Origin of the sequence: Prosthecobacter sp. SYSU 5D2 (assembly GCF_039655865.1) — a bacterium.
In the GTDB taxonomy this organism is placed as follows: domain Bacteria; phylum Verrucomicrobiota; class Verrucomicrobiia; order Verrucomicrobiales; family Verrucomicrobiaceae; genus Prosthecobacter.
In genome coordinates, this window is record NZ_JBBYXL010000004.1 from 280,824 (window position 1) to 304,354 (window position 23,531).

Genomic DNA, 23,531 nt, shown 5'->3' on the forward strand with positions numbered 1-23,531 from the left:
ATCTGAACAAGCCTCTTGCCTCTGGCGTGTGCATGGCTACCATCTTGGGAACCTCTCCCAGGTTGGGGGCGGCCTGATTTTCTGCACCCCTCTCATTTTTGTGAACCTCGCGCTCGTTTCCGGCTGTTGTTTGTGGCTCGGCGGGCTGGCGTTGCTGGCACCGGCGATGGCCGCGCCTGGAGCCGAAGCTGATTCGAGGCGCGTCCTGGATCTCAGCCGGCTGACTTTTCAGCGGAGCATTCTCGAAAAGAGCCTTGAGCCGCTGAAAAAGCACCTTTCCGAGCTGATGCTCCTGGAGAAAAGCCGGGCCCAGGCACGTGACTATGCGGGCGCGATCGAGGCACGCGACTTGCGCAAGCGCCTGGAGACGGAACTGGAACGGCTGGACAAGGAACTCCTGCTTTTACAGACCCGGGAAATGTCCATTCAGGCCAGTATGCTGCCTGACCGGATCCGCCTGCCATTGGACAAGGCAGAGCTGAAGGACGTAAGGCGTGAGGGAGGAACGCTGACGGGGTGGTCCAAACCCGGTGCACAAGCGGTGTGGAAACTGGACAAGCTGCCCCCTGGTGGCTACGAGGTAATCCTGCGCTACCGGTGCAGTCCGCTGGAAGGCGGCTCGCTGGCGGTGCAGGAGTCCCGTTTTAGCCTGATGGCGGATGTGGAAACCACCCTGAAGGGGCCCCAGGACAAAAACCTGGGGACACTCAAGATCACAGACGGTACCGGTCCGCTGAAGATCACGGCGCGGACGGTCTTGAAGGACAATCTGATGCACTTGTTATCCGTAGAACTGATACCTGCCAGCAAATGATGAACAGGGTCCTTTCCAGATTCCATTTTCTCCTCCGCCCCGTAACAGCGGCTCTTGGGCTTGTGGTGACGGGCGGCCTTTTGGCCCAGACTCCGGATCCGGCACCGCTCGCGGTGGCACGGGCAGGTTTTCTGCGGCTGATCATGGCGGACTCACAGACGCTGACGGAGCAATACGAAAGGGCACTGGCCAAGATCGAGCAGGAGCTTGCTGAAGCCTCCGACTATGAAGAGGCGAGGCTGGTGCAGCAGCGCCGCACGGAGCTCAAGGCGCTCTACCTCACCAGTGATACGGCCATGGCCCAAAGCCTGCCATCTCCACTCCTGCCTGCTCAGGCGCGGTTCATCGGGTCCACAGAGGCGAGGGGAGACCTTATCTCCGGCTGGCGTACCAACAACAGCGGCGTGGAATGGTCGAACTTGCGGTTATCCCCGGGCAAATATTATCTGGAGCTGGAGGCCAATCTGGTGGAGCTGCCGTCACTCCCCGGCACGCTGGTCCCCGGACGCTCAAGGCCGCAGGACAGCGCCGTGTTTGATTTTTATGAAGTGACCCTCCTGCCGGGCGCGGCAGAAAACCGGCGCTCCTTCGAGGTGAAGCTAAGCCAGGATGAAACCACGTTTGGACAGCTCAAGATCGGCCCGGTCAACTTTACCCGCAGTCCCGTGACCCTGCGCCTGATGGCCTCAAGCGGTTATCCAGGCAACCTGCTGCGGCTGCGCAACCTGCGGCTGGTACCAGTCACGGAGGAAGTGCCCACCATTACCAGCCCGGCACCCCGGGGACCGTCGCTGGATGATCTAAAAAAGTCCATGAATGAAGCCCTCACAGAGGTGCAAAAACCCATCCTGGAAAGCTATCTGGATTCTCTACGCCTGATGGGGGCAGAAAATGCCGCTCTGAAAGATGCGGCGGATGCGGAAGCCAAGCGGCTGCTGAAGCTGATGGAAAACAGCCGCGGCCAGACGACGGGGCCGCTGCGCATCCTGGGCAACAATGGCGGGCTGAACGGCTTTGAAGATCTGGATGGGGCACGTTTTGTGGCAGATGCCGGCAACCGGGGGGACCGGTTTATGATTGAGCACGAAGGCCGCAAACAAAGCATCCGTCTGTTGTGGCTTCTGTGTGCGCCGCTTGATGCTGGGGACGAGGCTGCGAGCCGTGCCTTCAGCCGGCACTTCGGGCTGGGAGAAAGTGATGTAACGCCGCTGGGACGTACGGCGCAGGAGTTCACCGCCGGCTATCTGGACGGCAAAGAACTGCGCGTGCTGCTGCGCCCTGGCCGGGACAAGGATGGCACGGCCAATGCCCTGGTGTTCCTGCCTGAAATCGGCCTGTTTCAAAACGTGCTGGTGGACCAGGGACTGGCGGCAGTCATCGCCCCCAAGGACCGTCGCGGCATGATGGAGAATGGATTGTTCGATTCTTTGTTAGACCGTGAAAAGGCTGCCAAAAGGCAGGATCCACCCCCAGGCGCCTGGGGTCTCAGCGTTTCCTCTCCCAAATGAACCTGCGTCTATTTTTATGCAGTTTTGCGTTCGCCCTTCCCTCCCTGGGAACGGCCCAGGTAACGCTGCCCGTGAACTCGGCCCCGGTATCTGCCAGTGGTGAAAACTCACGGCTCCGGCAGATGGAAACCATCTACCAGCTTCAACTGCGGGCGAAGCACATCCCGCTGCTGAGCAAATACATCACCGATCTGCAAGCCCTGGCGGAGCAGGCCCCGGACCCGATGCCCTATCAGCAGGAAATAGAGCGTATCCAGGGCATCATCAGCCGTGGAGGTGTGGTGGACCTCGCGGCAGCCGTGCAGTCACTCAAGACCCCGGCTGAAGCCCCGATCACGCAGCCCTTGCCTGCGCCCATGGGCAACAGGCGTGCGTTCATCGCCCTCACCCCTGCCCTGGCCCGCAGCATCAGCCCCACTCCGGATGGCAGCGCCAGCCCGGAAGCGGCTGCGATTGGCGAGATTGACTGGCGGATTGATTCCCTTCCAGCAGGCACCTATGACATCGTCCTGAACTATGCCTGCCCGAAACTGGACATGCCGCTGCAGGTCCGGCTAACCCTGGGCCGGGAAAAAGTGGAGGCGGTCATGGATGCCAGCAACCTGACCCCCACGGCCGATACTTTCGGCCTTGTGAAGCTGGGCCAGATCACCCTCGCCACAGAATTGCGCGGAGAAAGCCTGAAACTGAGCGCGGGAGACAAGACAGGCAATGCACTGCTCATCCGGCAGCTCGTCATCACCCGGACACGGGCGGCAGCGAACTGAACGACGGCAGAACAGTGCGCCATTTCAGTACTCCCTTCAGCCTTCAATGTCAGGCTTGCGCTTAGCGGCCCACTTCAAAATCGCATCCAAAACAGGGCACAGAGACTGTCCCCAGGGGGTCAATGAATACTCCACCTTGGGCGGAACCACCGGATAGACCTCGCGGTGGACGATACCGTCTTTTTCGAGCTGGCGGAGCTGCTGGGCCAGCATCTTTTGAGTGACGGCAGGGATCGCCCGTTCCAGATCGGAAAACCGTTTCACCTGGCCGCCAAAGAGCTGAAAGAGGATCAAAAACTTCCAACGTCCTTCCAGCATCCGCAGCGCCTGCTCCACACCTTCCGCCGCTGTGACAGGGGTCCAGCGCACAGTTTTTTGCACTTTTTTGACACTTACTTTTTTGTGGGTTCTTGTCATTTTGTAAGGTTGTGAGTCAATAGAAAGCAGTCTCAATCTGACTGTCAAAACCTAGTTCAACCAACCATGAATTCATCAACTCCACAGGTCCTTTCGGACTACTTTTCCGCCGCCAATGACGGCCGCATTGATGACACGGCAAGCTGCTTTGCTGCGGATGCCCTGGTCCATGATGAAAATCAGGACCGCCTTGGCCTGGATGCCATCCGCACCTGGATCGAACACACGACGCGTGAGTATCAGCCGAAGACTGATGTGGCCAGCATTGAGGCCGTCGAAGATACCTTCGTCGCAGTTGCCACGGTCTCGGGCACGTTTCCTGGAAGCCCGATACAGCTCACCTACACTTTCACTGTCCAGAACGAAAAGATCACCGGCCTGTCCATCCGCTAAATGCTCCGCATATGAATCCATTCCGCACCCGCCTGGTTATTCTTGTTTCATTCGTTTCCCTCATCTCGAGCTGCACGCTTCCTCAACGAACTGGCCCATCAGCCACAGACATCCACCAGATCGGCCTGGTGTGGCTGAAGAATGCAGGCAGCCAGGAGGACCGGCAAAAGGTCGTTGAAGCGGTGCATTCCTTTGGCGCAGACATCCCTGAAGTGAAGCAAGCCGTGGTCGGACGCACCGATGGGATCGGCGGCCCGTTCTCGGATGCATCGTATGATGTTGGTTTCATCCTGACTTTCAAAGATGAAGCGGCACGCCAGCGTTACAATGAGCATCCGGTGCATCAGAAGGCGGCGACCGAGGTTTTCCTGCCTTTGTCGAAGAAGCTGCTGTTTTATCGTTTCGTTGCGGAATGACGCAGACGGGCACTTGGCAAGTGCCTCTCCTTGTTTACAGATCCACCAGGCGTTGAAGACGGGTGAAGAGGAGGCTGCAGCGGACGGCGGATTCGGGGACACCGGTGAGGCGGGAGATGGCCTGGCGATAGAGGGCTATCTGAGGAGCGTAACCGGCGAGCTTTTCCTGGAGAGAGAGATCGTCGGGGGCGACATCCGTTTTGAAGTCCACAATCCAGGCGCTGAGGCAGTGGCCTTCGTCATCCTGGTCCAGGATGACGCGGTCAAAGGTGCCTGAGATCCATTCGCCATCCAGCACAAGATCAAACGCGCGCTCACGCCAGACGGTGGCGTGAGGGCCAGGGCGGGCAAAGGCAGGGGCACAAGCGGGGGCCTCCAGAACGCTGCGGACCATGGCCAGGGCATTGGCGGCCGGGCCTTCGGTGGCGCTGAAGTCATCCGGCAAAAGCAGGCCTTTGGCCAGCCAACGTTGTTCGAGTGAGGGGATATCGGGGGTCCATTCGATCTCGGCAAAGAGTTCATGCACCAGTGTGCCGAGGCGGCGTCCAGGCTCGCGGCCTTCGCCGAAAAGGATGCTGCCTTTGATCTTGAAGCTCTCCTCGCCGGAAGGCGTACGGCGGCGGGGGAGAGGCTGGGTTTCGCGGAGCAATGCGCCTAACGGAGAGTGTAATAAAACAGGAGCGGGTACGGGAGCGGGGACAAATGGGTGGGCTTTGAACCAAAATTCGTCACCGGTTTCCCATTCCACGATACCAAGGCTTTCTTCGGTCAAAGGACGGCTGCTGTCGCGGCCCAGTGTCTCGCGCAGGAGCCTGGATTCTTTGAGGGCCTTGCCGGATTTAGGCGGGAGTTCAGTGATAAAATAGAGGCCGCGTTTGGCCCGTGTCATGGCCACGTAGAGGCGGCAGAGGGATTCAAAGGCGGTGCGGCGTTTGGTCTCTTGAAGGCCTGCGCGGAGGGTGGGGTCCAGTTGTGAATAGACTTTTGGCGGGGTCTCCAGCACCCAGTTGACGCCTTCAACACTGCGACTGACGAGGTATTCCTCCCGCCGGGGGGTATCCATGGCAGTACCGTCCAGGCTGGGGAGGATGACGATATCAAACTCGAGCCCCTTTGAGGCATGAATGGTCATGACCTGGACGGCCCGTGCGCCGCCACGGATGCGCAGCGGATACTCATGGGCAAATTCGATGAAGGCATCCACATCACGGTTGCCGAGGGCATCGAATTCGGTGGCGATATCAGCCATCTGGGACAGGCGGCGGGCGTGGAAGGCATCCATCTGCGGATGCACCTGCCAAAGGCGTGGCGTCCATTCTTCCATGAACGCGGCGAAGCCTTTTTCATAAACCAAGCTCTGGACCTTGGCGATGGTTAAAGAGCTGGATTCCGTGGCGGTCTCGATCTGCGGCCAGAGCGGCGTCATGCGCAAATGTTCCAGGGCCTGTTTGTCCCCCGGATGAGCGGCGAGGGTAAGCAGAGAAAGCAGGGCCAATGTAAGCGCATTGTCCGTGCAGGGATGCTGGTCGGATTCACAGACGACCTCCATACCGGTGCTGGCGCGGAGGGCTTCGGTGATCAGGCGGGCCTCGGCATTGGACCGCACCAGGATGGCGCAGGAGAGACCGCGCTGGAGAGGCTGGAGGTGGTTTAAGAGTTCCCCCGCCAAGTGGGCGGTGGGGTCGTCGGAATCCAGTTCGGCGGCGGGTGAAATGAGGGCGGCGTGGCCGGTGAGCTGCGCTTGGGCAGCGGTGTGGGGTTCGAAAGCGAAGCCTTTGAGCGTGCCTTCAGGGAGGAGAGTTTCCAGGGCGATGCGGTCGCCAAAGACGGCATTGACGGCATCCAGCACAGGCTGAGCGCTGCGGAAGGACTGGCTGAGCTGGCCGGTGTTCAGGCCGCGTGCGCCGCTGGCGGGATAAGCGCGCAGGATGTCATCAAAGAGGTCCGGCTCGGCCTGGCGCCAGAGGTAAATAGACTGCTTGGGGTCCCCCACGGAAAAGAAGCTGCGCGCGCCGCTGTCATCCTGGATGGCCTCATCCACCAGGCCGCCGATGACCCGCCACTGCACACGGCTGGTGTCCTGAAATTCATCCAGCAGCCAATGGTGATTCCGCCCGTCCAGCCGGAACCACAGATCCCCTGCCCCAGCAGCCCAGGAGGCGTCTTTTTGGGCAGAGAGACAAAGCAGCCGCTGGACATCCGCAAAGGACAGCCGCCCCCGGGCACGCACGCGCTGGGCATACTCATCTGCAAGCATTGAAATGACGGCAGCCAGACCGCGAGTGCGGCCGGCACGGACGATGAATTCACGCGCCATGAGGGTTCGGACCAGGTTCACCAATGCCCTGGCGGCTGCGCCGCTGACGGGGGTCCTTTTGCGCATCCACATCAGTTCGGCATCGCCCGCGAGGAGGTCGGACCATTTTTCCTGGGCCTTTTCCAGCAACTCTTTCACGCGCTTCGGCAGGGCCATACCGGGCACCGTTTCCAGCGTGGCGGTGAGAGTTTCTTCAAGCAAGTCTGCCCCCGCGTCACTGAGGGGAACAAAAGTGGTGCGGACAGCAGCAATGGCATCCGGCAGCGATTCCATTTCCAGGCGCTGCGACCAAATTTGTGCAATGTCCCCCCATCCCCGAAGGTCGTTTTCAGGTCGAATAGCAGAGTCCTCCCAGAGGGTGAGTCCATCCGTCAGCCAGTCCTGCAGGGCACTGTCCACTGTCTTTTCTTCAGCACCAAAGGTGGCCTGCTTGTAGGCCTCCATGAGGGTCTTTTGGGCGGCACCGTCTTCTTCGAGGTAAAGGCGCTCCAGCAGGCTGTCCAGGGCCTCGCGCCGGGCCTGGCGGGTCTCATCTTCATCCATGACGCGGGCACCCGCGGGCAGGCCCAGTTCCATGGGAAAACAGGCGGCCACTTTGGCAAAAAAGCTGTCCATGGTGCCCAGTTGCAGGCGGTGCATGCGCCGGGTGATGCGCCGGAGCATGAGGCTATAGTCCTGCTCTTCCGGCACGGGAGGCTGGCTGTCTTTAAAGAATTCGGCGGCTTTCTCAGGATGCTCCGCCATCTCCGCGAGGCGTTGAAGGATGCGGCTGAAGAACTCCCCGGCGGCCTTGCGAGTGAAGGTCATGGCGGCGATTCCTTCCGCCTCCTGGTCTAAGGCGAGCAGGTGCAAATACCGGCGGACCAGTTGATACGTTTTCCCCGAGCCAGCCGAAGCGGAGATGAGCAGGTGCTGAAGGGGGGCGGGCATGGGGAAGTTCAGTCGGCAGTTTTCAGTATTCGGTTTCCAGTATTCAGATGTGAGAGGTGGCTATTGTATGGGAATGACAGCGGGAAATGAAGCATTCAAGTATCATCACGAGACTTTTGCTTGGCGCATCGTTTCATTTCCGCTAAATCCTTGGAGCGTTTCAGGTCTGAATCCTGAACACTGATTACTGAACACTTTAAACTCACAGCCATGCCCCACGTCAGCACTAACGGAATCCAGATGTATTATGAAGAACGCGGCAGCGGCGAACCGCTGGTCTGCATCATGGGGGTCACGGCTCCGGGCGGGGTGTGGGAGGCGCATGCGGCAGAGTGGTCCAAGCATTTCCGCTGCATTCTGGGTGACAACCGGGGCGTGGGCCTGACGGACAAGCCGGAGGGACCTTATTCCTCCGCGATGATGGCGGATGATTACGCGGGGCTGATGGACCAGCTTGGCATCAAGCAAGCACGCATTGTCGGTTGTTCGCTGGGGTCCGTGATTGCCCAGCAGCTGGCCATCCGGCATCCGGAGAAGGTGAAGAGCATGATCCTCATGTGCACGTGGGCACGGCAGGACCGGTTTGGCATTTATACATGGCAGCACATGATGAAGTGCAAAGCGACGATGCGCCCGGAGGACTTCATGCACTATGTGCAGATGCTCATCTTCACGAAGCCGTGGTTCGACAACGATGACTGCTGGAGCAATATGCAGCAGGGGCTGAAAGACGCGGCGAACAATCCTGCCCCGCAGCCCGTGCATGCCATGGAGGCGCAGGCCGCTGCGGCCATGACTCACAACACCATCAGCGACCTGAAGAATGTCAAGTGCCCGACTCTGGTCATCGGCGGTAAGGACGACGTATTCACGCCGAAGTGGATGGGCGAAGAAGTGGCCGCCACCATTCCCGGCGCTGAACTGCATCTTTATGACAATGCCGGCCATGCCTTCCATTGGGAATGCCTGGCTGATTTCAATCCGCGCACGACGGAGTGGCTGTTGAAGCATTGATCCAGCCTCGCGGGGGGCATGATTGCATCGCAGGTGCCAGCACACATGGTACCTGCGCATCGTGTAACAAATTCCTCAAAACTGTGTAGGTACCCATAGGCATCCCCTTAACGGAGGGGATGCCTTATTCGATTGCCATGAAACGCGCCTTTTTTCTTGTCTCCGGTATTGCCGCCCTGATCTGCCTCACCCACCAGACTGGCCATGCCGCAGATGAAATGAAGGGACGTGAGGTGGGAGACGTGCTCAAACACCTGACGGACAAGGAGCTTATCAAGTTGAGAAGCGGCCGGGGGGAGGGTGTCGATGAAGCGACGGCCAAGCTCAAGGCTGCTGAAGTCTCCAAGGACACGGCTTTTGTGCTCAAAGTGGGCAAGATGGAAGAGTGGGACTTCCCCAACCAGGGCAATGTGGAAGGCTGGAGGACCAAGGGCATTCCCGAGCGCCTGCGCGCTGCCGGGCTATACATCGAGACCAACATGATCCTTTACATCAAAAAGGAGGCCCTGACCCAGGAGGGGCTGGACATCGTGAAGAAGCACCGATCCGGAAACAAGCTGCTGCTGGCAGGGCGCGTAAGCCGGTGTATCATCATCCAGACCAATGCTGGCCAGACAGAACTCCACATTGATCTGCAGGTCAGCTCCATCAGCGAAGCACGCTGAACCTGCCGGTGCATTGCCCGCTTTTGTTTGCAAGCTGAGGCCAAACGCTTCCCTATAATATTCGTGATTGCCAAGCTGCCAGATATTGGGATGCTGGGCGGACCCCGGGCAAGAAGGTCCGGGGGCCGTTTTCAACGATTATTCACCCTTTTCCCTGCCAACTATCATGGGCCTCATGGATTACCTCAAAGGACAGTTCCTGGAAATCATCCAGTGGACAGATGACTCACGCGACACGCTCTCCTGGCGCTTTCCAGATGAGGACAAGGAGATCAAGCACGGCGCGCAGCTCATTGTGCGGGAGTCACAAATCGCCCAGTTTGTTTACCTGGGGCAGTTTGGCGATACGTTCATGCCCGGAAAGCATGACCTCGTCACGGATAACATTCCAATTCTTTCCACGCTGAAGGGCTGGAAGTATGGTTTTGAATCGCCCTTCAAGGCGGATGTTTATTACGTCACCACCCGCCTCTTCACGGGCAACAAATGGGGCACGAGCAACCCCATCATGATGCGGGACCAGGACTTTGGCATCGTGCGTGTGCGGGCCTTTGGCACCTTTGATTTCCGCATCATTGATCCGAAGATCTTCCTCAAGGAAGTGGCGGGCTCCGACCATCATTTCCGTTTGGATGAATTTGCCGATACGATGCGCAGCCGCATTGTGAGTGTGTTTTCTGATGCCCTGGCCACGGCCAAGGTGCCGGTGCTGGACCTGGCCACGCGCTACAGCGAAATGGGCGATGCACTGCTGCCGCTGATCAATCCGGCGATGATGGGCAAGTATGGCATCGAGATCACGAGCTTCCTGCTGGAAAACGCCAGCGTACCGCCCGAGGTGGAAGCGGCCATCGACAAGCGCAGCAGCATGAGCGCGATCGGCAATCTGAACGATTACGTGAAATTTCAGATGGCCGAGGGCATGGCCAAAGGCGGCGGAGGCCCTGCTGGAGCGGCAGCGGAGATCGCGATGGGCTTCGGCATGGCTAACCAAATGTTTGCCCAGGGCGCTTTCAATCCAAACCAGCCACAGGGCACACCAGGAGTCGGCACACCGCCTCCCCTTCCCAACACCGCCCCAGCAGCAGCGGTGGCCCATGCGGGCATCCTGACCCCCACGCAGGTGGCGGAAGTGCTGGGCGTGAGCGAGGGCGATGTCATCGCCAGCATCGAATCCGGCGACATCAAGGGCAAGAAGATCGGCACGCAGTATCGCATCACCCAGGCGGCCCTGGATGAGTTTTTGGCGCATTGACCGGAAGTTCAAACCCGTATAGCCGTATCAATCCCAGTGGAGCCGGACCGAGTGTCCGGCTTCCTTTTATCCACCTTCCTATTTTCCGCATGAACACCCGCCGTCATTTCATCCACACTCTGCTGGGCTCCAGCGTTGCCACAGGCTTCCTGGCGGCTCAGGACACCAAACTGAGCTACAAAGGGGAGAACATTCAATACGGTCTGGTGACGTACATGTGGGGCGCAGACTGGGATCTGCCGACGCTGATCGCCAACTGCACGGAGGCGGATGTGCTGGGCGTAGAACTTCGCATCGAGCACGCCCACAAAGTGGAGCCGGTGCTGACTGCCGGCCAGCGTCAGCAAGTACGCGCCCAGTTTGAGGACTCCAAAGTCAAGGTGCTGGGCATGGGCACAAACGCCATGTTTCACAGCCCCGATGCGGCGGAACTGAAGAAGCAGATCGAAAACGCCAAGGCCTACATCAAGCTGAGCCACGACATCGGCGGCAGCGGCGTAAAGGTGAAGCCGGACAAGCTGCCCAAGGAAGTGGCCAAGGAGAAGACGCTGGAACAGATCGGCAAAGCGCTGGCTGAACTGGGCGACTACGCGCTGGGGTTTGGCCAGGAGATCCGGCTGGAAGTGCATGGCGAGGTCACCGACCTGGGCGATGTGAAGACTGTGATGGAAGTGGCGGACCGGGACAATGTGCGCGTGTGCTGGAACTCCAATCCCCGCGATCTGGAGGGAGAAGGCATCGAGGCCAACTTCGCCAAAGTACAGCCTTTCCTGGGACAGACCCTGCATGTCCGCGAGCTCAATGATGCCAAATACCCTTTTGAAAAGCTGGTCAGCCTGCTGGTGAACGCCGACTACGAAGGCTGGATGTTGATTGAGGCCACCACGAAACCCGCCGACCGCGTGGCCGCCCTGGCTGAGCAAAAAAGGCTGTTCACAAGCCTTGTTACCGCGGCAAGAAAGACGGCGGCATAAAGCAGCCGGTTCATGGCATGAAGGGAGGCCGGGACAATTATTTGAAATAGGCGCGCCCGTAGCGGCTTACTCTTGGACCAGGCTTGCCCAACTGCTTTGCTAAGCAGGTCAGCATCCGCTGCTACCATGAAATCCGCCCCCCTTTTTCTTTTGCTCTCCCTGGCCTCTTTGCTTCAAGCGGAGGTTCCCAAACTGGACACTCTTTTCCCGGCGGGAGGACAGATTGGCTCCACTTTTACCCTCACCGCAGGCGGCAAGCTGGATGAAAAAGTGAAGCTGTGGACCGAGGCTGAGGGCGTTCATTTTGTGCCTACGGGCAAAAAAGGCGTCTGGCAGGCCACGGTGACGGCCCAGGCGCAGCCGGGCATTCATCTGGTGTATGCCTGCAATGAGGAAGGTGCTTCTGAGCCACGGCGCTTCAGCGTTGGCAAATATCCGGAAATGGAAGAAGCGGAGCCTAACAATGAGGTTGGCAAAGCACAGATGATTTCCAAACTGCCCGTCTGCATCAATGCAAAACTTGGCGAGCGCGGAGATGTGGACGGATACAGCGTGAAGCTGAAGGCAGGACAGACGCTAGTGGCACTGGTGGAGGCGTATGCGCTGGGCTCACCCCTGGATATGCTAGCGCACATCGTGGACCCGCAGGGAATACGGGTCAGGACATTCAGCGACGGGCGCAACCTGGACCCCTTCATTGCCTATACGGCCGAAAAGGACGGGCTTTACACCGTACAACTTGCGGGCTTCATCCATCCACCGGCTGCGGATATCAAATTCAACGGCGGCAGCAGCTCCATCTACCGCCTGCACCTGAGCACGGGGCCGGTGGTCACGCAGGTTTATCCCGCTACGATTGCCCAGAAAGGCAAATCAGAGGTGGGTCTCATCGGATACAATTTGGATCCTAAAAAACTACGCTTGCCTCTGGATGAAACCGCGTTGCTCCACCGCGGTGGCGATGTCCTGGTGAATCCGCCGGACTGCATTCAGCCGGTTCAAGTCATCCTGACGGAGAAAGCGGCCACGCTTGAAAAGGAGCCTAACAACAAGGTGGAAGAGGCCACTCCGATACCGGCAGGTGCGGGCGCGGTGGGAGGGCTGATCAGCGACCGCACGGATGTGGATCGCTTTGTCCTGACGATGAAGAAGGGTGAGAAGATGCAAGCCAGGGTGAAGTCCAAAGCCCTGGGCCTGCCGTTGGATGCGACCCTGCGGGTGGAAGGACCGGATGGCAAGGTAGTCGCCACCGGCATTGACCAGGGCACTGACCCTGACCCGAATGTGAGCTGGACGACAGCGGCAGAGGGGGCTTATCAGCTCATCGTGGAGGACCAGTTTCACCGGGGCGGGCCAGAGCATTATTATGTGCTGGAGACCGGGCTTCCTGCGCCGACCTATGCGGTGACGCTGCCGGAGAGAAAACCGGTGGTCATCGAGCGCGGCAAGAGCCTGAGTGTGAAGATCAACATCAAGCTGCTGAACGGATACAAGGAGCCGCTCATCGCCCGTGTTTCAGGCTTGCCCGCAGGCGTTCATGCGGCGGATGTCACGGTGCCCGAAAAAGGCGGCGACGTAGAGCTGAAGCTGGCGGCCGCCAGCAATGCACCACCGGCTACCGTGCCAATCACCTTTCAGGTCTGGACAACGAAGGAACCAGCCAGCCAGATCACGGCGGACTATCCGCTGCGCAGCGAGGACGTGCGCGGGACCACGCTACGCGACCGGGCATCGTGGTTCTGGCTGACCGTCCGTTGATACAACGGGCGAATCCGGCATCGCAGCGCCGCTTTTCAAACGTTTCTCTTTCCACAGCCCTGCCGGTCTTCTAACCTGAACACTGCCCCATGTCCCTGATTTCCCTTTCCCACATTTCCAAATCCTACAATGAACCTGGCAGTGGCAACGTGGTGCCAGTGCTGAGGGATGTCTCCCTGACCATTGAGGCCGGTGAATCCGTGGCCATCGTCGGCCCTTCTGGCTGTGGCAAGAGCACGCTGCTCAACATCCTGGGCACGCTGGATGTGCCGGACCAGGGGGATTATATCTTTGATGGCAGCAGCATTGGCGGCAACACGCCGGAACAGCTGGCGGCACTGCGCAGCGAAAAGGTGGGTTTCATTTTCCAGCTTCATCACCTCATGCCCCAGTGCACGGTGCTGGAAAATGTGCTGCTGCCCACGCTGGCCCTTAAAGCAAAACCGGATGCCGCCAGCCTGCAACAGCGGGCAGAGTCGCTGCTAAAATCCGTGGGACTGCAAGATCGCCTGAACTGGAAACCGGCCCAACTCTCCGGTGGTGAGCGACAGCGCGTGGCCGTAGTGCGAGCGCTGATCAACCAACCCAAAGTCATCCTGGCCGATGAACCCACCGGTGCCCTGGATGAAAAGAATGCTGAATCCCTCACCTCTCTCCTTTTAGAGCTCCAGCAAACCACTGGCACCACCCTTGTGATGGTGACCCATCATCCCGCCCAGGCGGCACGCATGGGCCGGACCCTGAAGCTGCATGAGGGCATGCTGGTCGGATAGGAAGAGGTGCCGTTTACAGTTTTCTGTGTGCAGTTTTCAGGGATCAGAAGTTCGGAGTTCCGCATTCATGCGGCTCTGGCAAGAACTTCGAACCTCCCAGCATCCCGAATTCATGCGGTACTCCAAACTTCTGATCAAGCTTAACAAGTTCGATTGATTATTCGAATATGGCATTGCTGATCGATTCATTGAGTGAAGAATCTGCAATGCCTCGCTTAAATCTGGTAGTGATACGTGCCCGCAATGCGGCCCGCCTGGCGGAATTCTATACTGTCCTTGGACTCAGTTTTGCACTCCATCGGCATGGAACAGGTCCTGAGCACTTCTCCGCCGAGAATGAGAGCGGCGTGTTCGAGATCTATCCAGTGAAGGGAGATGAGGAGCCCACTAGAAACTTGCGTCTGGGCTTTGAGGTGAAGGGTGTCAAAGCCACGGTTTCTGATCTCGTGAAAGCGGGGGCAAAAATGGTCCAGTCGCCGATGGATTCCCCTTGGGGTCTAAGGGCTGTGATCCAGGATCTAGAAGGCCACAAGGTGGAGATCACCGAGGCACGCGATCCATTGACTTGATCAATGGAGGTTTGTGTAAATGTACCGCGCCAGATTTCGATCAGATGGTCTTGCGCTTGCGCTTCAGATGAAGCTGGGCAGTGCTGCGCTGAATCATGGCCATGACGGCGGCGACTTCTTCCTGATGCTCGCCTGGCTTGAGATTTTCCAGAGATTTTTTGGCACGCTCCAGGGCCTCCTCGACGGACTTCTCGTCAATTTCATCGGTATTTACCGCCATGTCGGTGAGGACACGGGTGGTGCTGCCGGTGACTTCAACCAGGCCCTCGCCAACAGCGAGTTCGGTGGTTTTGCCAGCTTTGGTATAACGAAGCTCGCCCACCTGGAGAGTGGTCACCAGCGGGGCGTGAGCCGGCAGAACGCCGATCTCACCATCGTAGCCAGGGAGCACGACTGAATCCACTTCATCTGAAAAGATGCTGGCTTCAGGAGTGACGATTTCGAGTTTGATGGGCATGGAGGGACGAATTTATGATTTACGATTTATGATTTATGATTTGGCACCTGGCCATTGAATCACGATCAGGAAATCGTAAATCAAGAATCATAAATCATAAATGACTTAGGCCTTCGGCACGGTGTCAATGCCGCCCTTCATGTAGAAGTTGGCTTCTGGCACATCGTCGTGCTTGCCATCGAGGATCTCGGCGAAGCCTTTGACGGTGTCTTTGACGGAAACGTATTCACCTTTGGTGCCGGTGAAGATTTCGGCCACGTGGAAAGGCTGGCTGAGGAAGCGCTGAAGCTTACGTGCACGGAACACGATGAGCTTGTCTTCATCGGACAGTTCGTCCATCCCGAGAATGGCGATGATGTCCTGAAGGTCTTTGTAACGCTGAAGCACGCGCTGGACGCCACGGGCGACGCGGTAGTGCTCTTCACCGACGATGTCCGGGGCGAGAGCCTTGGACACGGAGGAAAGAGGATCCACAGCCGGGTAGATGCCGAGCTCTGCCAGGGAACGCTCAAGCACGACGGTGGAGTCAAGGTGAGCAAAGGTGTTGGCCGGGGCGGGGTCGGTCAAGTCATCCGCAGGAACGTAAACGGCCTGGAAGGAGGTGATGGAACCGCTCTTGGTGGAGGTGATGCGCTCCTGCATGGCACCCATTTCAGCGGCCAGCGTCGGCTGGTAACCCACGGCGGAAGGCGTGCGTCCCAGAAGGGCGGACACTTCAGAACCGGCCTGGGAGAAACGGAAAACGTTGTCCACGAAGAGAAGCACGTCCTGGTTCTTCTCGTCACGGAAATATTCAGCCATGGAGAGGGCAGAAAGGGCAACGCGAAGACGGGCACCTGGAGGCTCATTCATCTGGCCATAAACGAGGGCCACCTTGGAGCCGGGCTCGCTGATGTAACCGCCCTGAGGATTGCGGGCGATGTCGTGACCGCTCTTCTTCACCTTGATAACGTCGGACTCGATCATTTCATGGTAAAGGTCATTCCCTTCACGGGTACGCTCACCCACACCGGCGAACACGGAGTAACCACCGTGGCCTTTGGCGATGTTGTTGATGAGCTCCATGATGACCACCGTCTTGCCCACACCAGCGCCCCCGAAGGCACCGACTTTACCGCCCTTGGTGAAGGGGCAGATGAGGTCAATCACCTTGATGCCGGTTTCGAGAATCTGGGCGGAAGGGTTCTGGTCCACCAGGGCAGGTGCCGGGCGGTGAATGGGATAACGCTTGGTGGTGACCGGTGCAGGCTGGTCATCGATGGCGTCGCCAGTGACGTTGAAGATACGACCGAGGACTTCTTCTCCCACGGGAACCGTGATGGGAGCGCCGGTATCGGTAACATCAATGCCACGCTTCAGACCTTCCGTGGAAGACATGGCAACGGACCGGACCCAGCCATCACCCAGGTGGCTCTGCACTTCACAGGTAAGTTTGCTGCTTTTGCCGCCGAGATCAAAAGTGATCTCAAGGGCGTTATAAATCTCAGGCAGCTTTCCTGAGGCGGAGAAATCTACGTCCACCACGGGACCGATGACTTGAACGATTTTGCCGATGTTGCTCATGGGTTGATTTGAAATAGAAGATTGAAAGAGGTGAGATTACTCAAGAGCCATCTTGGCGGTGGTGATTTCGAGAAGTTCGTTGGTGATCGCGGCCTGGCGCAGTTTGTTGTATTCGAGGCTGAGATCTTTGAGCATCTGCTTGGCGTTGTCGGTGGCATTTTTCATGGCCACCATCCGGCTGCTGTGCTCGGAAGCGCGGGCTTCCAGGACCATCTGGAAGACGGTGCCGTTTACATATTGAGGAAGCACGGTTTCAAAAACTGTGGCTGCATCCGGCTCAAAAGTGTAGTCCGGGATATTGTCAGGATTGATCTCCTTGGAGGTCTCATCGAAGTTCCGCTTGCCGCCCAGGGTCACAGGATTCACTGGCAGGATCTGCTCAATCGAAGGCACCTGGGTGACGACGTTGATGAAGTTGTTGAACGCCACAAGCACCCTGGCATATTCGCCGGAAAGGAACTTTTCCTGGAGGAACTTGGCGACACTGCGGACCTCGGCGAAACGGGCAGGATCCTTGATCGGGAAATCAGCGAGGATGGTCTTGCGGAGGCGGCCCAGCCCCATGGTCGCCTTGCGGCCAATGGTGACGTATTCCACCTCTCCTTCAATAGGGGTATTGACCAGCTTTTTAATCAGGTTGGTATTCAATGCACCGCACAGTCCTTTGTCTGTCGCAATCACCAATACCAGCGTCTTGCTGCCGCCGCCTTCCGTGAAGTAAGGGTGGGAACCTTCTTCAGCGCTCGTTTTGAGGCTGACCAGGATCTTGTTCATCAGCTCCGCATAGGCGCGGCCGTTGGCGGCCTGATCCTGGGCTTTCTTCATCTTCGCAGCCGCGACGAGCTGCATGGCCTTGGTGATCTGGGCCGTGTTTTTGACCGATTTGATTCGGCGGCGGATGTCGCGGGTGGAAGGCATGGGAGAAGAAAGCTAAGAGCGTGTGGCGGGAGCCGGTGAAATTACTTCCAGGAGGCTTTGAAATCGTCGAGGGCGGTCTTGATGTCGGCTTCGACATTGTCGAGAGCCTTCTCATTGGCCAGCTTGGCGACCAGATCGGACTTGCGGTCGGTGAGGTAGGTTTCCAGTTTGGCCTGGAATTCTTTGACGCGGTCCACAGACACGCTGTCGAAGTAACCCTTCTGCATGGCGTAAAGAGTGATGACCATGATAGGCAGGCTCTTCGGCTGATACTGCTGCTGCTTGAAGAGCTCCACAATGCGGGCACCACGGTCAAGTTTGGCCTTGGTGGCGGCGTCGAGGTCGGAACCGAACTGGGCGAAAGCGGCGAGCTCGCGGAACTGGGCGAGGTCCAGCTTTGTGGTGCCGGAGACCTTTTTGATGGCCTTGGTCTGGGCGGCAGAACCCACACGTGACACCGAGAGACCCACGGAGATGGCGGGACGGATACCCTGGTAGAAGAGGTCGGTTTCCAGGAAGATCTGACCGTCGGTGATGGAGATCACGTTGGTCGGGATGTAGGCGGAAACGTCGCCAGCCTGGGTTTCGATGATGGGCAGAGCGGTCAGGGAACCACCACCGTAATTCTCGTTCACGCGGGCGGAACGCTCAAGCAACCGTGAGTGGAGATAGAACACGTCACCCGGATAGGCTTCACGACCGGAAGGGCGCTTCAGCACGAGGGAAACCTGACGATAAGCAACAGCCTGCTTGGAAAGGTCATCAAAGACGATGAGAGCGTCCTGGCCCTGGTCCATGAACCACTCACCAATGGAGCAGCCTGTATAAGGGGCGAGATACTGGTTCACCGCGCTGTCCGATGCAGAAGCATTAACGATGACGGTGTATTCCATGGCACCGGCGTCTTCGAGCGTCTTGACGACGCGGGCGACGTTTGACTGCTTCTGGCCGATGGCGACGTAGATGCAATAAAGGGGCTTGTGGCCGGCCAGCTTGCCCTGCTCGGCAGCTTTGTTCTGCTGAGCCTGGGAGATGATGGTGTCCACCGCGATGGTGGTCTTGCCGGTGGAGCGGTCACCAATGATGAGCTCACGCTGGCCGCGGCCGATCGGGATCATGGCGTCAATGGACATGATGCCGGTCTGCACCGGGACGGACACTGACTTACGGGTAATGATGCCAGGAGCGAGTTTTTCGACAGGATACTGGGCGTCTGCCTTGATGGGGCCCTTGCCATCCAGAGGCTCACCGAGGGTGCTGACAACGCGGCCCAGGAGACCTTTGCCGACAGGAACGGAAAGGAGACGGCCCGTGGTCTTGACTTCGTCGCCAGCCTTGATGCCTTCAGAGGAACCGAGAAGCACGCAGCCGACTTCGGTTTCTTCCAGGTTCAGAGCGAGGCCGAACTGACCGTTCGAGAACTCAATCATTTCGTTGAGCATCACATCGCTCAAGCCTTCAATCTTGGCTGCGCCGTCACCGATCTCGCGGACTACGCCGACATTGGACTTGGTGACCGCCGTCTTGAGTCCGGCGATTTGGGATTCGATCTCCTGGAGGATGTTGCTCATGGTAACTGCTGGTTTTGAAAGGGGAAAGGTGGAGGCGGAAAGGATGCCGGGCGGGGACGGTTAGGAAAGGGAGGCTTTGAGGGCTTCGAGACGGGCTTTGACTGAGCCATCCCAGACATCGCTGCCGACCTTGACGCGAATGCCGCCAAGGAGCTCAGGCTTGATGTGATATTCAAGGGCCAGCTCGCGACCATATTTCTGCGAGAGGCTGGTGTTCAGGCCGGACTGGATGTCTGCGGTGAGAGGCGTGGCGCTTTCCACCACGGCGCGCTGGCTTTCGATCTCGTTGCGCACCTGGGCGGCAAGGGAATCCAGCAGGCCGTGATAACCGCGAGGCTTGGTGGCGATGATTTTGTCCACGATCATGCGCACGCGGGACTCGTCCAGCTTACCATTCACCATGCAGAGGCGAAAAAGCTGGCGGGATGTGCGGCGGACTTCCTTGCTGATTTTCATGATCGTGGTGGCGAGGAAAAGGGATTACCGGCTGACCTGGGCGGAGGTTTCTTGATTGATGCGGGCCTGGTCGTCGGTGTTGAGGACCTTGCCAGTGACGCGGGTGGTCGCATCCGTAACCATGCGGCCGAATTCGGCTTTCAGCTGGGCCATGACCTGCTCGTGCTCCATCTTGGCGGCCTCACGGGCTTTGACGAGGATCTGGCCGGCTTCCTGGATGGCTTCCTGCTGGCGTTTTTCAGCGAGGGACTTGGCGCTGTCACCAGCTTCTTTGACCATGCGGTTGGCGTCGTCGTTGGCTTTGTCAACAATGGCCTGGGCATTCTTCTCAGCCTCAGCGAGGTCGCGGGCGATTTTTTCAAGCTTGGACTCACCGTCAGCGATGCGCATGCGGCGCTGCTCCAGCATGCCCATGATGGGACCAAAAGCCTTGGTCTTGAGCACATAAAACACGACAAGGAAAATGATGACCTGCGCGATCAATTTTGGCAGTTCGAGGCCAAACTGGTCTGCAATGTCGGAGGCTGCAAGGAAGGTCGTGGTCATGACAAGATCAAATAAATAAGCGGGGGTGGAGATGGCGACCTTATGCAGACCGCCATCTCCGGGGGAGGATTAACGGCCCTGGAACGCGATGATCAGAGCGTAAATGGCGACGGCTTCTGCCAGCGCCATGCCGATGATTGCCAGAGTCTGGATGCTGCCAGCAGCGCCAGGGTTACGACCGACAGCTTCCACTGCCTTGCCACCGATCAGACCGATGCCGATAGCGGCACCAGCACCAGCGAGACCCAGGGTAAGGGAACCGGAGATACCCTGTGCAGCAGCGGCAGCAGCAGGAGCAGCCTCGGCTGCCATAGACATGATTTCCATCATCATAGTGTTATTCTTCTTTCTGTATTTGGTTGTTCTGGCCGCCGCCCACACTCATAGGCATGGTCCCGACGGTCAAAGTTTTCAATGGTGATCGTGACCATGCTCTTCACCATGATGCTCGTCATGCGTGGTGGAAAGCTGGATATAAACGGCGCAAAGGAGGGTGAAAACAGCAGCCTGCAGCAGGCCAACGAGCAACTCCATGAAGTAAAAGGGAATCGGAGCAATGGTGGCGATGATGAATTTTCCAACGGCACCCAAACCAAACATGTCACCCAAGGTCATCATGGTATGAAGCAGCGTTTCACCGGCGTAAATGTTCCCGAAAAGACGCAGGGAAAGAGATCCCGGACGGAACATGATGGAGACGATTTCAATGGCACCCACCAGGAGGAAGACAAGGGCAATGAAGATTCCCATGATGCCCGTGGCACCACCCTTGGCACCGAACGTGTGCTTGATGAAACCCCAGACGCCAAGCTCACGAATGGTGAGATAGAACCAGACAAGCATGAAGCAGAGGGCCATGCCCAAGGTCATGTTCAAATCCGCCGTAGCAGGGCGCAGAAGCGGCTCGGTAATGTGCGTCATGGAAAGCACACCATATCCATGACCCCAACCAATGGTACCTACACCCGGAAGCAGACCGAAGTAGTTGGAGACCAGAATGAAGATGAACAGAGTGGCCAGCAGAGGAAAGGCGCGAGGAGCCTGCTTGGGACCAACGATGGCCTCCACCTGATTATAGACCGCCTCAATGATGGACTCGAAAAAGTTCTGCCACGGATGTGGAATAAGCGTCATTTTAGACGTGGCCTTGTTGGCCATCCAGATGATGACACCCGTAACGATGGCAGCGACAAGGCAAGAATTGGTGACGAAAGCCCAGAAGCTTTCACGTTCTCCCCCGCCAAGCAATGACACGGCCTTGCGGCTCACTTCAGCGAGCAGAAGGGCGGATGAGGGAAAGGTAAAACTTACGTCCATAGCAAATAGCGGGCCGGGTCGGCTAAGAGTGTTTAGCAGCGGGCCAGATAGAGGCAAGACTTATTTGTGAAATTTTTCACAAAGTCATCCGTGCCCTTATTTTAAAGGGTTCCGACGACTTTTCAGGTTTTCGGGACCGCCGTCCGAAATGACTTCACCAGGCGGTCCATCCGCCATCCACCGGCAGGTCAATTCCGGTAATGTAGCTTGCCGCATCGCTGAGTAAAAAGCTTACCGCGCCAGCGATCTCAACCGGCGCTCCGACCCGTCCCAACGGAACCTTTTGCGACAGCCTCGCGATAAACTCCGGCTGAGCTTCCTGGATGCCCGGATTGGGAAAGGGTCCGGGAGAGATCGTATTGCAGCGCACCCCGCATGCCCCGTAGTGAACCGCCAGATAGCGGGCCATCTGCCGCATCCCGGCCTTATTAACCCCGTATTCTATCGGATTGGTATTCATGGGTGACTCGTATATGCGGGGATCCGGGGCAACGCCGCCATACATGCTTGAAAACAGGACCAGGCTCCCCTGCCCTGCAGCCGCCATGAGATCCGCAACGGCGCGCGTCAGGATGAAAGTGCTGGTCAGATTGCCATGGTTCACTTCATCAAAATCCTCGGCGGTTAGCTCTGCCAGACGTTTCGGGGTGGCGGCATAGGTCAGGTTCACCAGCCCATGGGGCACGCCATGAGCGGATTGATGTTTTTCCACAAAGGGCAGCAAGGCATCCGTGTCGTGGGCATCCAGATCCACCGGGGTGATATCCCCGGCGAAGCTGGCTTTATCCAAAAAAGCGGCACTGCGGCCAGGCAAATCGGCACACAAGACACTTGCCCCCATTTCTGCCAGCGTCAGCACCGTGGACTGGCCCAACCATCCCGCCCCCCCTATGACCCAGATGCGCTGGCCAGTAAGATCAAAAGGTGATGGGGCAGGATTCATGGCGAACATACGCAATGATGCAGAGCAAGTTTTCGGCCCGATGAAGAAAGACGGCGTGGCTCTGTAAAAAGGTCGCGAATCCCGTCATCATGTTAGCTTTCCCCAGGCATGAAGCCTCATCCTTTCGGCCCCGCCATTCACTTTCGCGGACTGCCAATCTTGTTGTTAAACTGGATCATCGAACCGGCACCACCGGAAAAAGCGCCCCCTAAACGCGGAGGAACGTCTGTTTCCGGAAGGATCCATGCGTGCATGAGCTTCTGATCAGCCCGGTAGCGCAAAGCAGTGCGGAGGGCGAAGGCCAGTCCGGTCATCAACAGCACGCAGGCCACACTGGCACCTGCTGAAGCCATCAAGCCCCAATGACTGACAACGGGCTCAGCAACACTGACTGGCAAGGGGGACCCTGCGGCCACTTCATGAAGAACACCCTGGCCGTCCTGCTGATCAAGGGAGGCGGGCAGTGCCTTTTCCGACCAGAACAACCGTGTCGAAAGCCGGACAGCGAAGCGCTGCAACTGCTGCTCCGCCTCCTGCACCTGCATGGCGTCTTTGATGCAATCATCCGCCATTTCCGACATGGCAGCCAGAGAACTGAACTGGCTGATGACCGGGCTGACCATAAAACGCGCACGCCATGGCTCCCCCAGCGGATAAATGGCCAGGCAGACCTCCCCTTCACCCTTGAGCCGGGCAATCAGAGGCGCGAGCGAAGCTGTCGAATCCAGAGCCTGGTCCCTGTCCAAGACGAACAAGTAAAGACGGATTCGGGACTCGGAAGCATGAAATTGCAAGAGACGCTCCACATCCATGGCAGGCAGCTCTGTCACCAGGGCCTGGGGATCAATGAGATATTCGTTGACCGGCACCTGCGCCAGTCCTTCCAGCACTGAGACAGGCACGTTCCGCAAAGCAACTTCCGGGGTAGGCGCTGGAATCGCCGTGACCGGTGCCTGTCCGGCACCCAAAAGGCCGCCACGCAAAAAAAGCGACAGGTCATGAGGCTCTAGACCCGGTTCATCCAGGAAAAGCGGAGGTGAAACCATCATTCCGGGTGAGCCCAGAAAAAAAGTGTCCTGATTTTCCAGGCGATTGTTTTCAGGCAGCAAATTGGAGAAATGACTTCCTGGGGGGAGATGCCTGGTTTCTGCACTGTCCCATGTGGGCAGAGGTGGCTCATCCGAAGCTGG

Annotated in this window: 24 protein-coding genes; 12 read left to right on the plus strand and 12 right to left on the minus strand. The window is 58.1% G+C overall.

Features of this window, described 5'->3' with window-relative positions; translation table 11 throughout:
• The first annotated feature begins 100 nt into the window (after nucleotides 1-100).
• Genes WJU23_RS08610 through WJU23_RS08620 form a run of 3 tightly spaced genes read left to right on the plus strand, consistent with a single transcriptional unit; the run spans nucleotide 101 to nucleotide 3,089 of the window.
• On the plus strand, nucleotides 101-814 hold the full coding sequence (locus WJU23_RS08610; protein WP_346332145.1) for a hypothetical protein: 714 nt from the start codon (nucleotides 101-103) through the stop codon (nucleotides 812-814).
• Nucleotides 811-2,322, plus strand: a complete 1,512-nt coding sequence (locus WJU23_RS08615; RefSeq protein ID WP_346332146.1) for a hypothetical protein — start codon at nucleotides 811-813, stop codon at nucleotides 2,320-2,322. Before WJU23_RS08610 ends, WJU23_RS08615 begins: the two co-directional genes overlap by 4 nt.
• Nucleotides 2,319-3,089 carry a hypothetical protein gene (locus WJU23_RS08620; RefSeq protein WP_346332147.1) on the plus strand — a complete coding sequence of 257 codons (771 nt, stop codon included), beginning with the start codon at nucleotides 2,319-2,321 and terminating at the stop codon, nucleotides 3,087-3,089. Before WJU23_RS08615 ends, WJU23_RS08620 begins: the two co-directional genes overlap by 4 nt.
• A 36-nt stretch (nucleotides 3,090-3,125) precedes the next feature.
• Here WJU23_RS08620 and WJU23_RS08625 read toward each other — a convergent pair whose 3' ends face one another.
• Nucleotides 3,126-3,506: a helix-turn-helix domain-containing protein gene (locus WJU23_RS08625; protein WP_346332148.1), complete on the minus strand. Its 381-nt coding sequence runs from the start codon at nucleotides 3,504-3,506 to the stop codon at nucleotides 3,126-3,128.
• A gap of 66 nt (nucleotides 3,507-3,572) precedes the next feature.
• Here WJU23_RS08625 and WJU23_RS08630 point away from each other — a divergent pair, with 66 nt between their 5' ends.
• Both WJU23_RS08630 and WJU23_RS08635 read left to right on the plus strand, forming a co-directional pair.
• Complete coding sequence (locus WJU23_RS08630; protein ID WP_346332149.1) at nucleotides 3,573-3,899, plus strand: nuclear transport factor 2 family protein; 327 nt, start codon at nucleotides 3,573-3,575, stop codon at nucleotides 3,897-3,899.
• An 11-nt stretch (nucleotides 3,900-3,910) separates the two neighbouring features.
• A complete protein-coding gene (locus WJU23_RS08635) occupies nucleotides 3,911-4,315 on the plus strand; it encodes a Dabb family protein (RefSeq protein WP_346332150.1) in 405 nt (134 codons plus the stop codon).
• Between the two features lie 34 nt (nucleotides 4,316-4,349).
• Here the strand turns inward: WJU23_RS08635 and WJU23_RS08640 are convergent, their stop codons facing one another.
• A complete protein-coding gene (locus tag WJU23_RS08640) occupies nucleotides 4,350-7,562 on the minus strand; it encodes a UvrD-helicase domain-containing protein (RefSeq protein WP_346332151.1) in 3,213 nt (1,070 codons plus the stop codon).
• A gap of 210 nt (nucleotides 7,563-7,772) precedes the next feature.
• Here WJU23_RS08640 and WJU23_RS08645 point away from each other — a divergent pair, with 210 nt between their 5' ends.
• The 7 genes from WJU23_RS08645 (at nucleotide 7,773) to WJU23_RS08675 (ending at nucleotide 14,570) form a co-directional block, all read left to right on the plus strand.
• The gene (locus tag WJU23_RS08645) at nucleotides 7,773-8,576 is read left to right on the plus strand and encodes an alpha/beta hydrolase (RefSeq protein ID WP_346332152.1); all 804 of its coding nucleotides are present in this window, start codon (nucleotides 7,773-7,775) and stop codon (nucleotides 8,574-8,576) included.
• Between the two features lie 137 nt (nucleotides 8,577-8,713).
• Nucleotides 8,714-9,241: a hypothetical protein gene (locus WJU23_RS08650; RefSeq protein WP_346332153.1), complete on the plus strand. Its 528-nt coding sequence runs from the start codon at nucleotides 8,714-8,716 to the stop codon at nucleotides 9,239-9,241.
• 166 nt (nucleotides 9,242-9,407) lie between these two features.
• Complete coding sequence (locus tag WJU23_RS08655) at nucleotides 9,408-10,496, plus strand: SPFH and helix-turn-helix domain-containing protein (protein ID WP_346332154.1); 1,089 nt, start codon at nucleotides 9,408-9,410, stop codon at nucleotides 10,494-10,496.
• 89 nt (nucleotides 10,497-10,585) lie between these two features.
• Nucleotides 10,586-11,470 carry a TIM barrel protein gene (locus tag WJU23_RS08660; RefSeq protein ID WP_346332155.1) on the plus strand — a complete coding sequence of 295 codons (885 nt, stop codon included), beginning with the start codon at nucleotides 10,586-10,588 and terminating at the stop codon, nucleotides 11,468-11,470.
• Nucleotides 11,471-11,596: 126 nt separating this feature from the next.
• A complete protein-coding gene (locus tag WJU23_RS08665; protein ID WP_346332156.1) occupies nucleotides 11,597-13,228 on the plus strand; it encodes a hypothetical protein in 1,632 nt (543 codons plus the stop codon).
• A gap of 89 nt (nucleotides 13,229-13,317) precedes the next feature.
• A complete protein-coding gene (locus WJU23_RS08670) occupies nucleotides 13,318-14,001 on the plus strand; it encodes an ABC transporter ATP-binding protein (protein WP_346332157.1) in 684 nt (227 codons plus the stop codon).
• A gap of 167 nt (nucleotides 14,002-14,168) precedes the next feature.
• Complete coding sequence (locus WJU23_RS08675) at nucleotides 14,169-14,570, plus strand: VOC family protein (RefSeq protein WP_346332158.1); 402 nt, start codon at nucleotides 14,169-14,171, stop codon at nucleotides 14,568-14,570.
• Nucleotides 14,571-14,610: 40 nt separating this feature from the next.
• On the opposite strand, the gene atpC is transcribed toward WJU23_RS08675, so the two are convergent.
• The 10 genes from atpC to WJU23_RS08725 all read right to left on the minus strand — a co-directional run bounded on the left by atpC (nucleotide 14,611) and on the right by WJU23_RS08725 (nucleotide 23,390).
• A complete protein-coding gene (atpC, locus tag WJU23_RS08680; protein WP_346332159.1) occupies nucleotides 14,611-15,027 on the minus strand; it encodes an ATP synthase F1 subunit epsilon in 417 nt (138 codons plus the stop codon).
• A gap of 105 nt (nucleotides 15,028-15,132) precedes the next feature.
• Complete coding sequence (gene atpD / locus WJU23_RS08685) at nucleotides 15,133-16,590, minus strand: F0F1 ATP synthase subunit beta (RefSeq protein WP_346332160.1); 1,458 nt, start codon at nucleotides 16,588-16,590, stop codon at nucleotides 15,133-15,135.
• Between the two features lie 36 nt (nucleotides 16,591-16,626).
• The gene (gene atpG, locus WJU23_RS08690; protein WP_346332161.1) at nucleotides 16,627-17,508 is read right to left on the minus strand and encodes an ATP synthase F1 subunit gamma; all 882 of its coding nucleotides are present in this window, start codon (nucleotides 17,506-17,508) and stop codon (nucleotides 16,627-16,629) included.
• A 41-nt stretch (nucleotides 17,509-17,549) separates the two neighbouring features.
• Nucleotides 17,550-19,079 carry a F0F1 ATP synthase subunit alpha gene (atpA, locus tag WJU23_RS08695; RefSeq protein WP_346332162.1) on the minus strand — a complete coding sequence of 510 codons (1,530 nt, stop codon included), beginning with the start codon at nucleotides 19,077-19,079 and terminating at the stop codon, nucleotides 17,550-17,552.
• Between the two features lie 60 nt (nucleotides 19,080-19,139).
• Nucleotides 19,140-19,535, minus strand: a complete 396-nt coding sequence (locus WJU23_RS08700; RefSeq protein ID WP_346332163.1) for a F0F1 ATP synthase subunit delta — start codon at nucleotides 19,533-19,535, stop codon at nucleotides 19,140-19,142.
• Nucleotides 19,536-19,559: 24 nt separating this feature from the next.
• Nucleotides 19,560-20,081: an ATP synthase F0 subunit B gene (locus WJU23_RS08705; protein ID WP_346332164.1), complete on the minus strand. Its 522-nt coding sequence runs from the start codon at nucleotides 20,079-20,081 to the stop codon at nucleotides 19,560-19,562.
• A gap of 69 nt (nucleotides 20,082-20,150) precedes the next feature.
• Nucleotides 20,151-20,399: an ATP synthase F0 subunit C gene (atpE, locus tag WJU23_RS08710; protein WP_346332165.1), complete on the minus strand. Its 249-nt coding sequence runs from the start codon at nucleotides 20,397-20,399 to the stop codon at nucleotides 20,151-20,153.
• A gap of 93 nt (nucleotides 20,400-20,492) precedes the next feature.
• Complete coding sequence (atpB, locus tag WJU23_RS08715; protein WP_346332166.1) at nucleotides 20,493-21,398, minus strand: F0F1 ATP synthase subunit A; 906 nt, start codon at nucleotides 21,396-21,398, stop codon at nucleotides 20,493-20,495.
• Nucleotides 21,399-21,552: 154 nt separating this feature from the next.
• A complete protein-coding gene (locus WJU23_RS08720; RefSeq protein ID WP_346332167.1) occupies nucleotides 21,553-22,341 on the minus strand; it encodes an SDR family oxidoreductase in 789 nt (262 codons plus the stop codon).
• A gap of 137 nt (nucleotides 22,342-22,478) precedes the next feature.
• Nucleotides 22,479-23,390 carry a hypothetical protein gene (locus WJU23_RS08725; RefSeq protein ID WP_346332168.1) on the minus strand — a complete coding sequence of 304 codons (912 nt, stop codon included), beginning with the start codon at nucleotides 23,388-23,390 and terminating at the stop codon, nucleotides 22,479-22,481.
• Nucleotides 23,391-23,531: the final 141 nt, after the last annotated feature.

Coding starts and splice junctions, on each gene's coding strand:
- WJU23_RS08635 (WP_346332150.1), top strand. CDS start 3,911: ATGAATCCATTCCGCACCCGCCTGGTTATTCTTGTTTCATTCGTTTCC.
- WJU23_RS08660 (WP_346332155.1), top strand. CDS start 10,586: ATGAACACCCGCCGTCATTTCATCCACACTCTGCTGGGCTCCAGCGTT.
- atpA (WP_346332162.1), bottom strand. CDS start 19,079: ATGAGCAACATCCTCCAGGAGATCGAATCCCAAATCGCCGGACTCAAG.
- WJU23_RS08650 (WP_346332153.1), top strand. CDS start 8,714: ATGAAACGCGCCTTTTTTCTTGTCTCCGGTATTGCCGCCCTGATCTGC.
- WJU23_RS08625 (WP_346332148.1), bottom strand. CDS start 3,506: ATGACAAGAACCCACAAAAAAGTAAGTGTCAAAAAAGTGCAAAAAACT.
- WJU23_RS08675 (WP_346332158.1), top strand. CDS start 14,169: ATGGCATTGCTGATCGATTCATTGAGTGAAGAATCTGCAATGCCTCGC.
- WJU23_RS08720 (WP_346332167.1), bottom strand. CDS start 22,341: ATGAATCCTGCCCCATCACCTTTTGATCTTACTGGCCAGCGCATCTGG.
- WJU23_RS08655 (WP_346332154.1), top strand. CDS start 9,408: ATGGGCCTCATGGATTACCTCAAAGGACAGTTCCTGGAAATCATCCAG.
- atpD (WP_346332160.1), bottom strand. CDS start 16,590: ATGAGCAACATCGGCAAAATCGTTCAAGTCATCGGTCCCGTGGTGGAC.
- WJU23_RS08725 (WP_346332168.1), bottom strand. CDS start 23,390: ATGATGGTTTCACCTCCGCTTTTCCTGGATGAACCGGGTCTAGAGCCT.
- atpG (WP_346332161.1), bottom strand. CDS start 17,508: ATGCCTTCCACCCGCGACATCCGCCGCCGAATCAAATCGGTCAAAAAC.
- WJU23_RS08620 (WP_346332147.1), top strand. CDS start 2,319: ATGAACCTGCGTCTATTTTTATGCAGTTTTGCGTTCGCCCTTCCCTCC.
- WJU23_RS08615 (WP_346332146.1), top strand. CDS start 811: ATGATGAACAGGGTCCTTTCCAGATTCCATTTTCTCCTCCGCCCCGTA.
- atpB (WP_346332166.1), bottom strand. CDS start 21,398: ATGGACGTAAGTTTTACCTTTCCCTCATCCGCCCTTCTGCTCGCTGAA.
- WJU23_RS08670 (WP_346332157.1), top strand. CDS start 13,318: ATGTCCCTGATTTCCCTTTCCCACATTTCCAAATCCTACAATGAACCT.
- WJU23_RS08645 (WP_346332152.1), top strand. CDS start 7,773: ATGCCCCACGTCAGCACTAACGGAATCCAGATGTATTATGAAGAACGC.
- WJU23_RS08705 (WP_346332164.1), bottom strand. CDS start 20,081: ATGACCACGACCTTCCTTGCAGCCTCCGACATTGCAGACCAGTTTGGC.
- WJU23_RS08630 (WP_346332149.1), top strand. CDS start 3,573: ATGAATTCATCAACTCCACAGGTCCTTTCGGACTACTTTTCCGCCGCC.
- atpE (WP_346332165.1), bottom strand. CDS start 20,399: ATGTCTATGGCAGCCGAGGCTGCTCCTGCTGCTGCCGCTGCTGCACAG.
- WJU23_RS08700 (WP_346332163.1), bottom strand. CDS start 19,535: ATGAAAATCAGCAAGGAAGTCCGCCGCACATCCCGCCAGCTTTTTCGC.
- WJU23_RS08640 (WP_346332151.1), bottom strand. CDS start 7,562: ATGCCCGCCCCCCTTCAGCACCTGCTCATCTCCGCTTCGGCTGGCTCG.
- atpC (WP_346332159.1), bottom strand. CDS start 15,027: ATGCCCATCAAACTCGAAATCGTCACTCCTGAAGCCAGCATCTTTTCA.
- WJU23_RS08665 (WP_346332156.1), top strand. CDS start 11,597: ATGAAATCCGCCCCCCTTTTTCTTTTGCTCTCCCTGGCCTCTTTGCTT.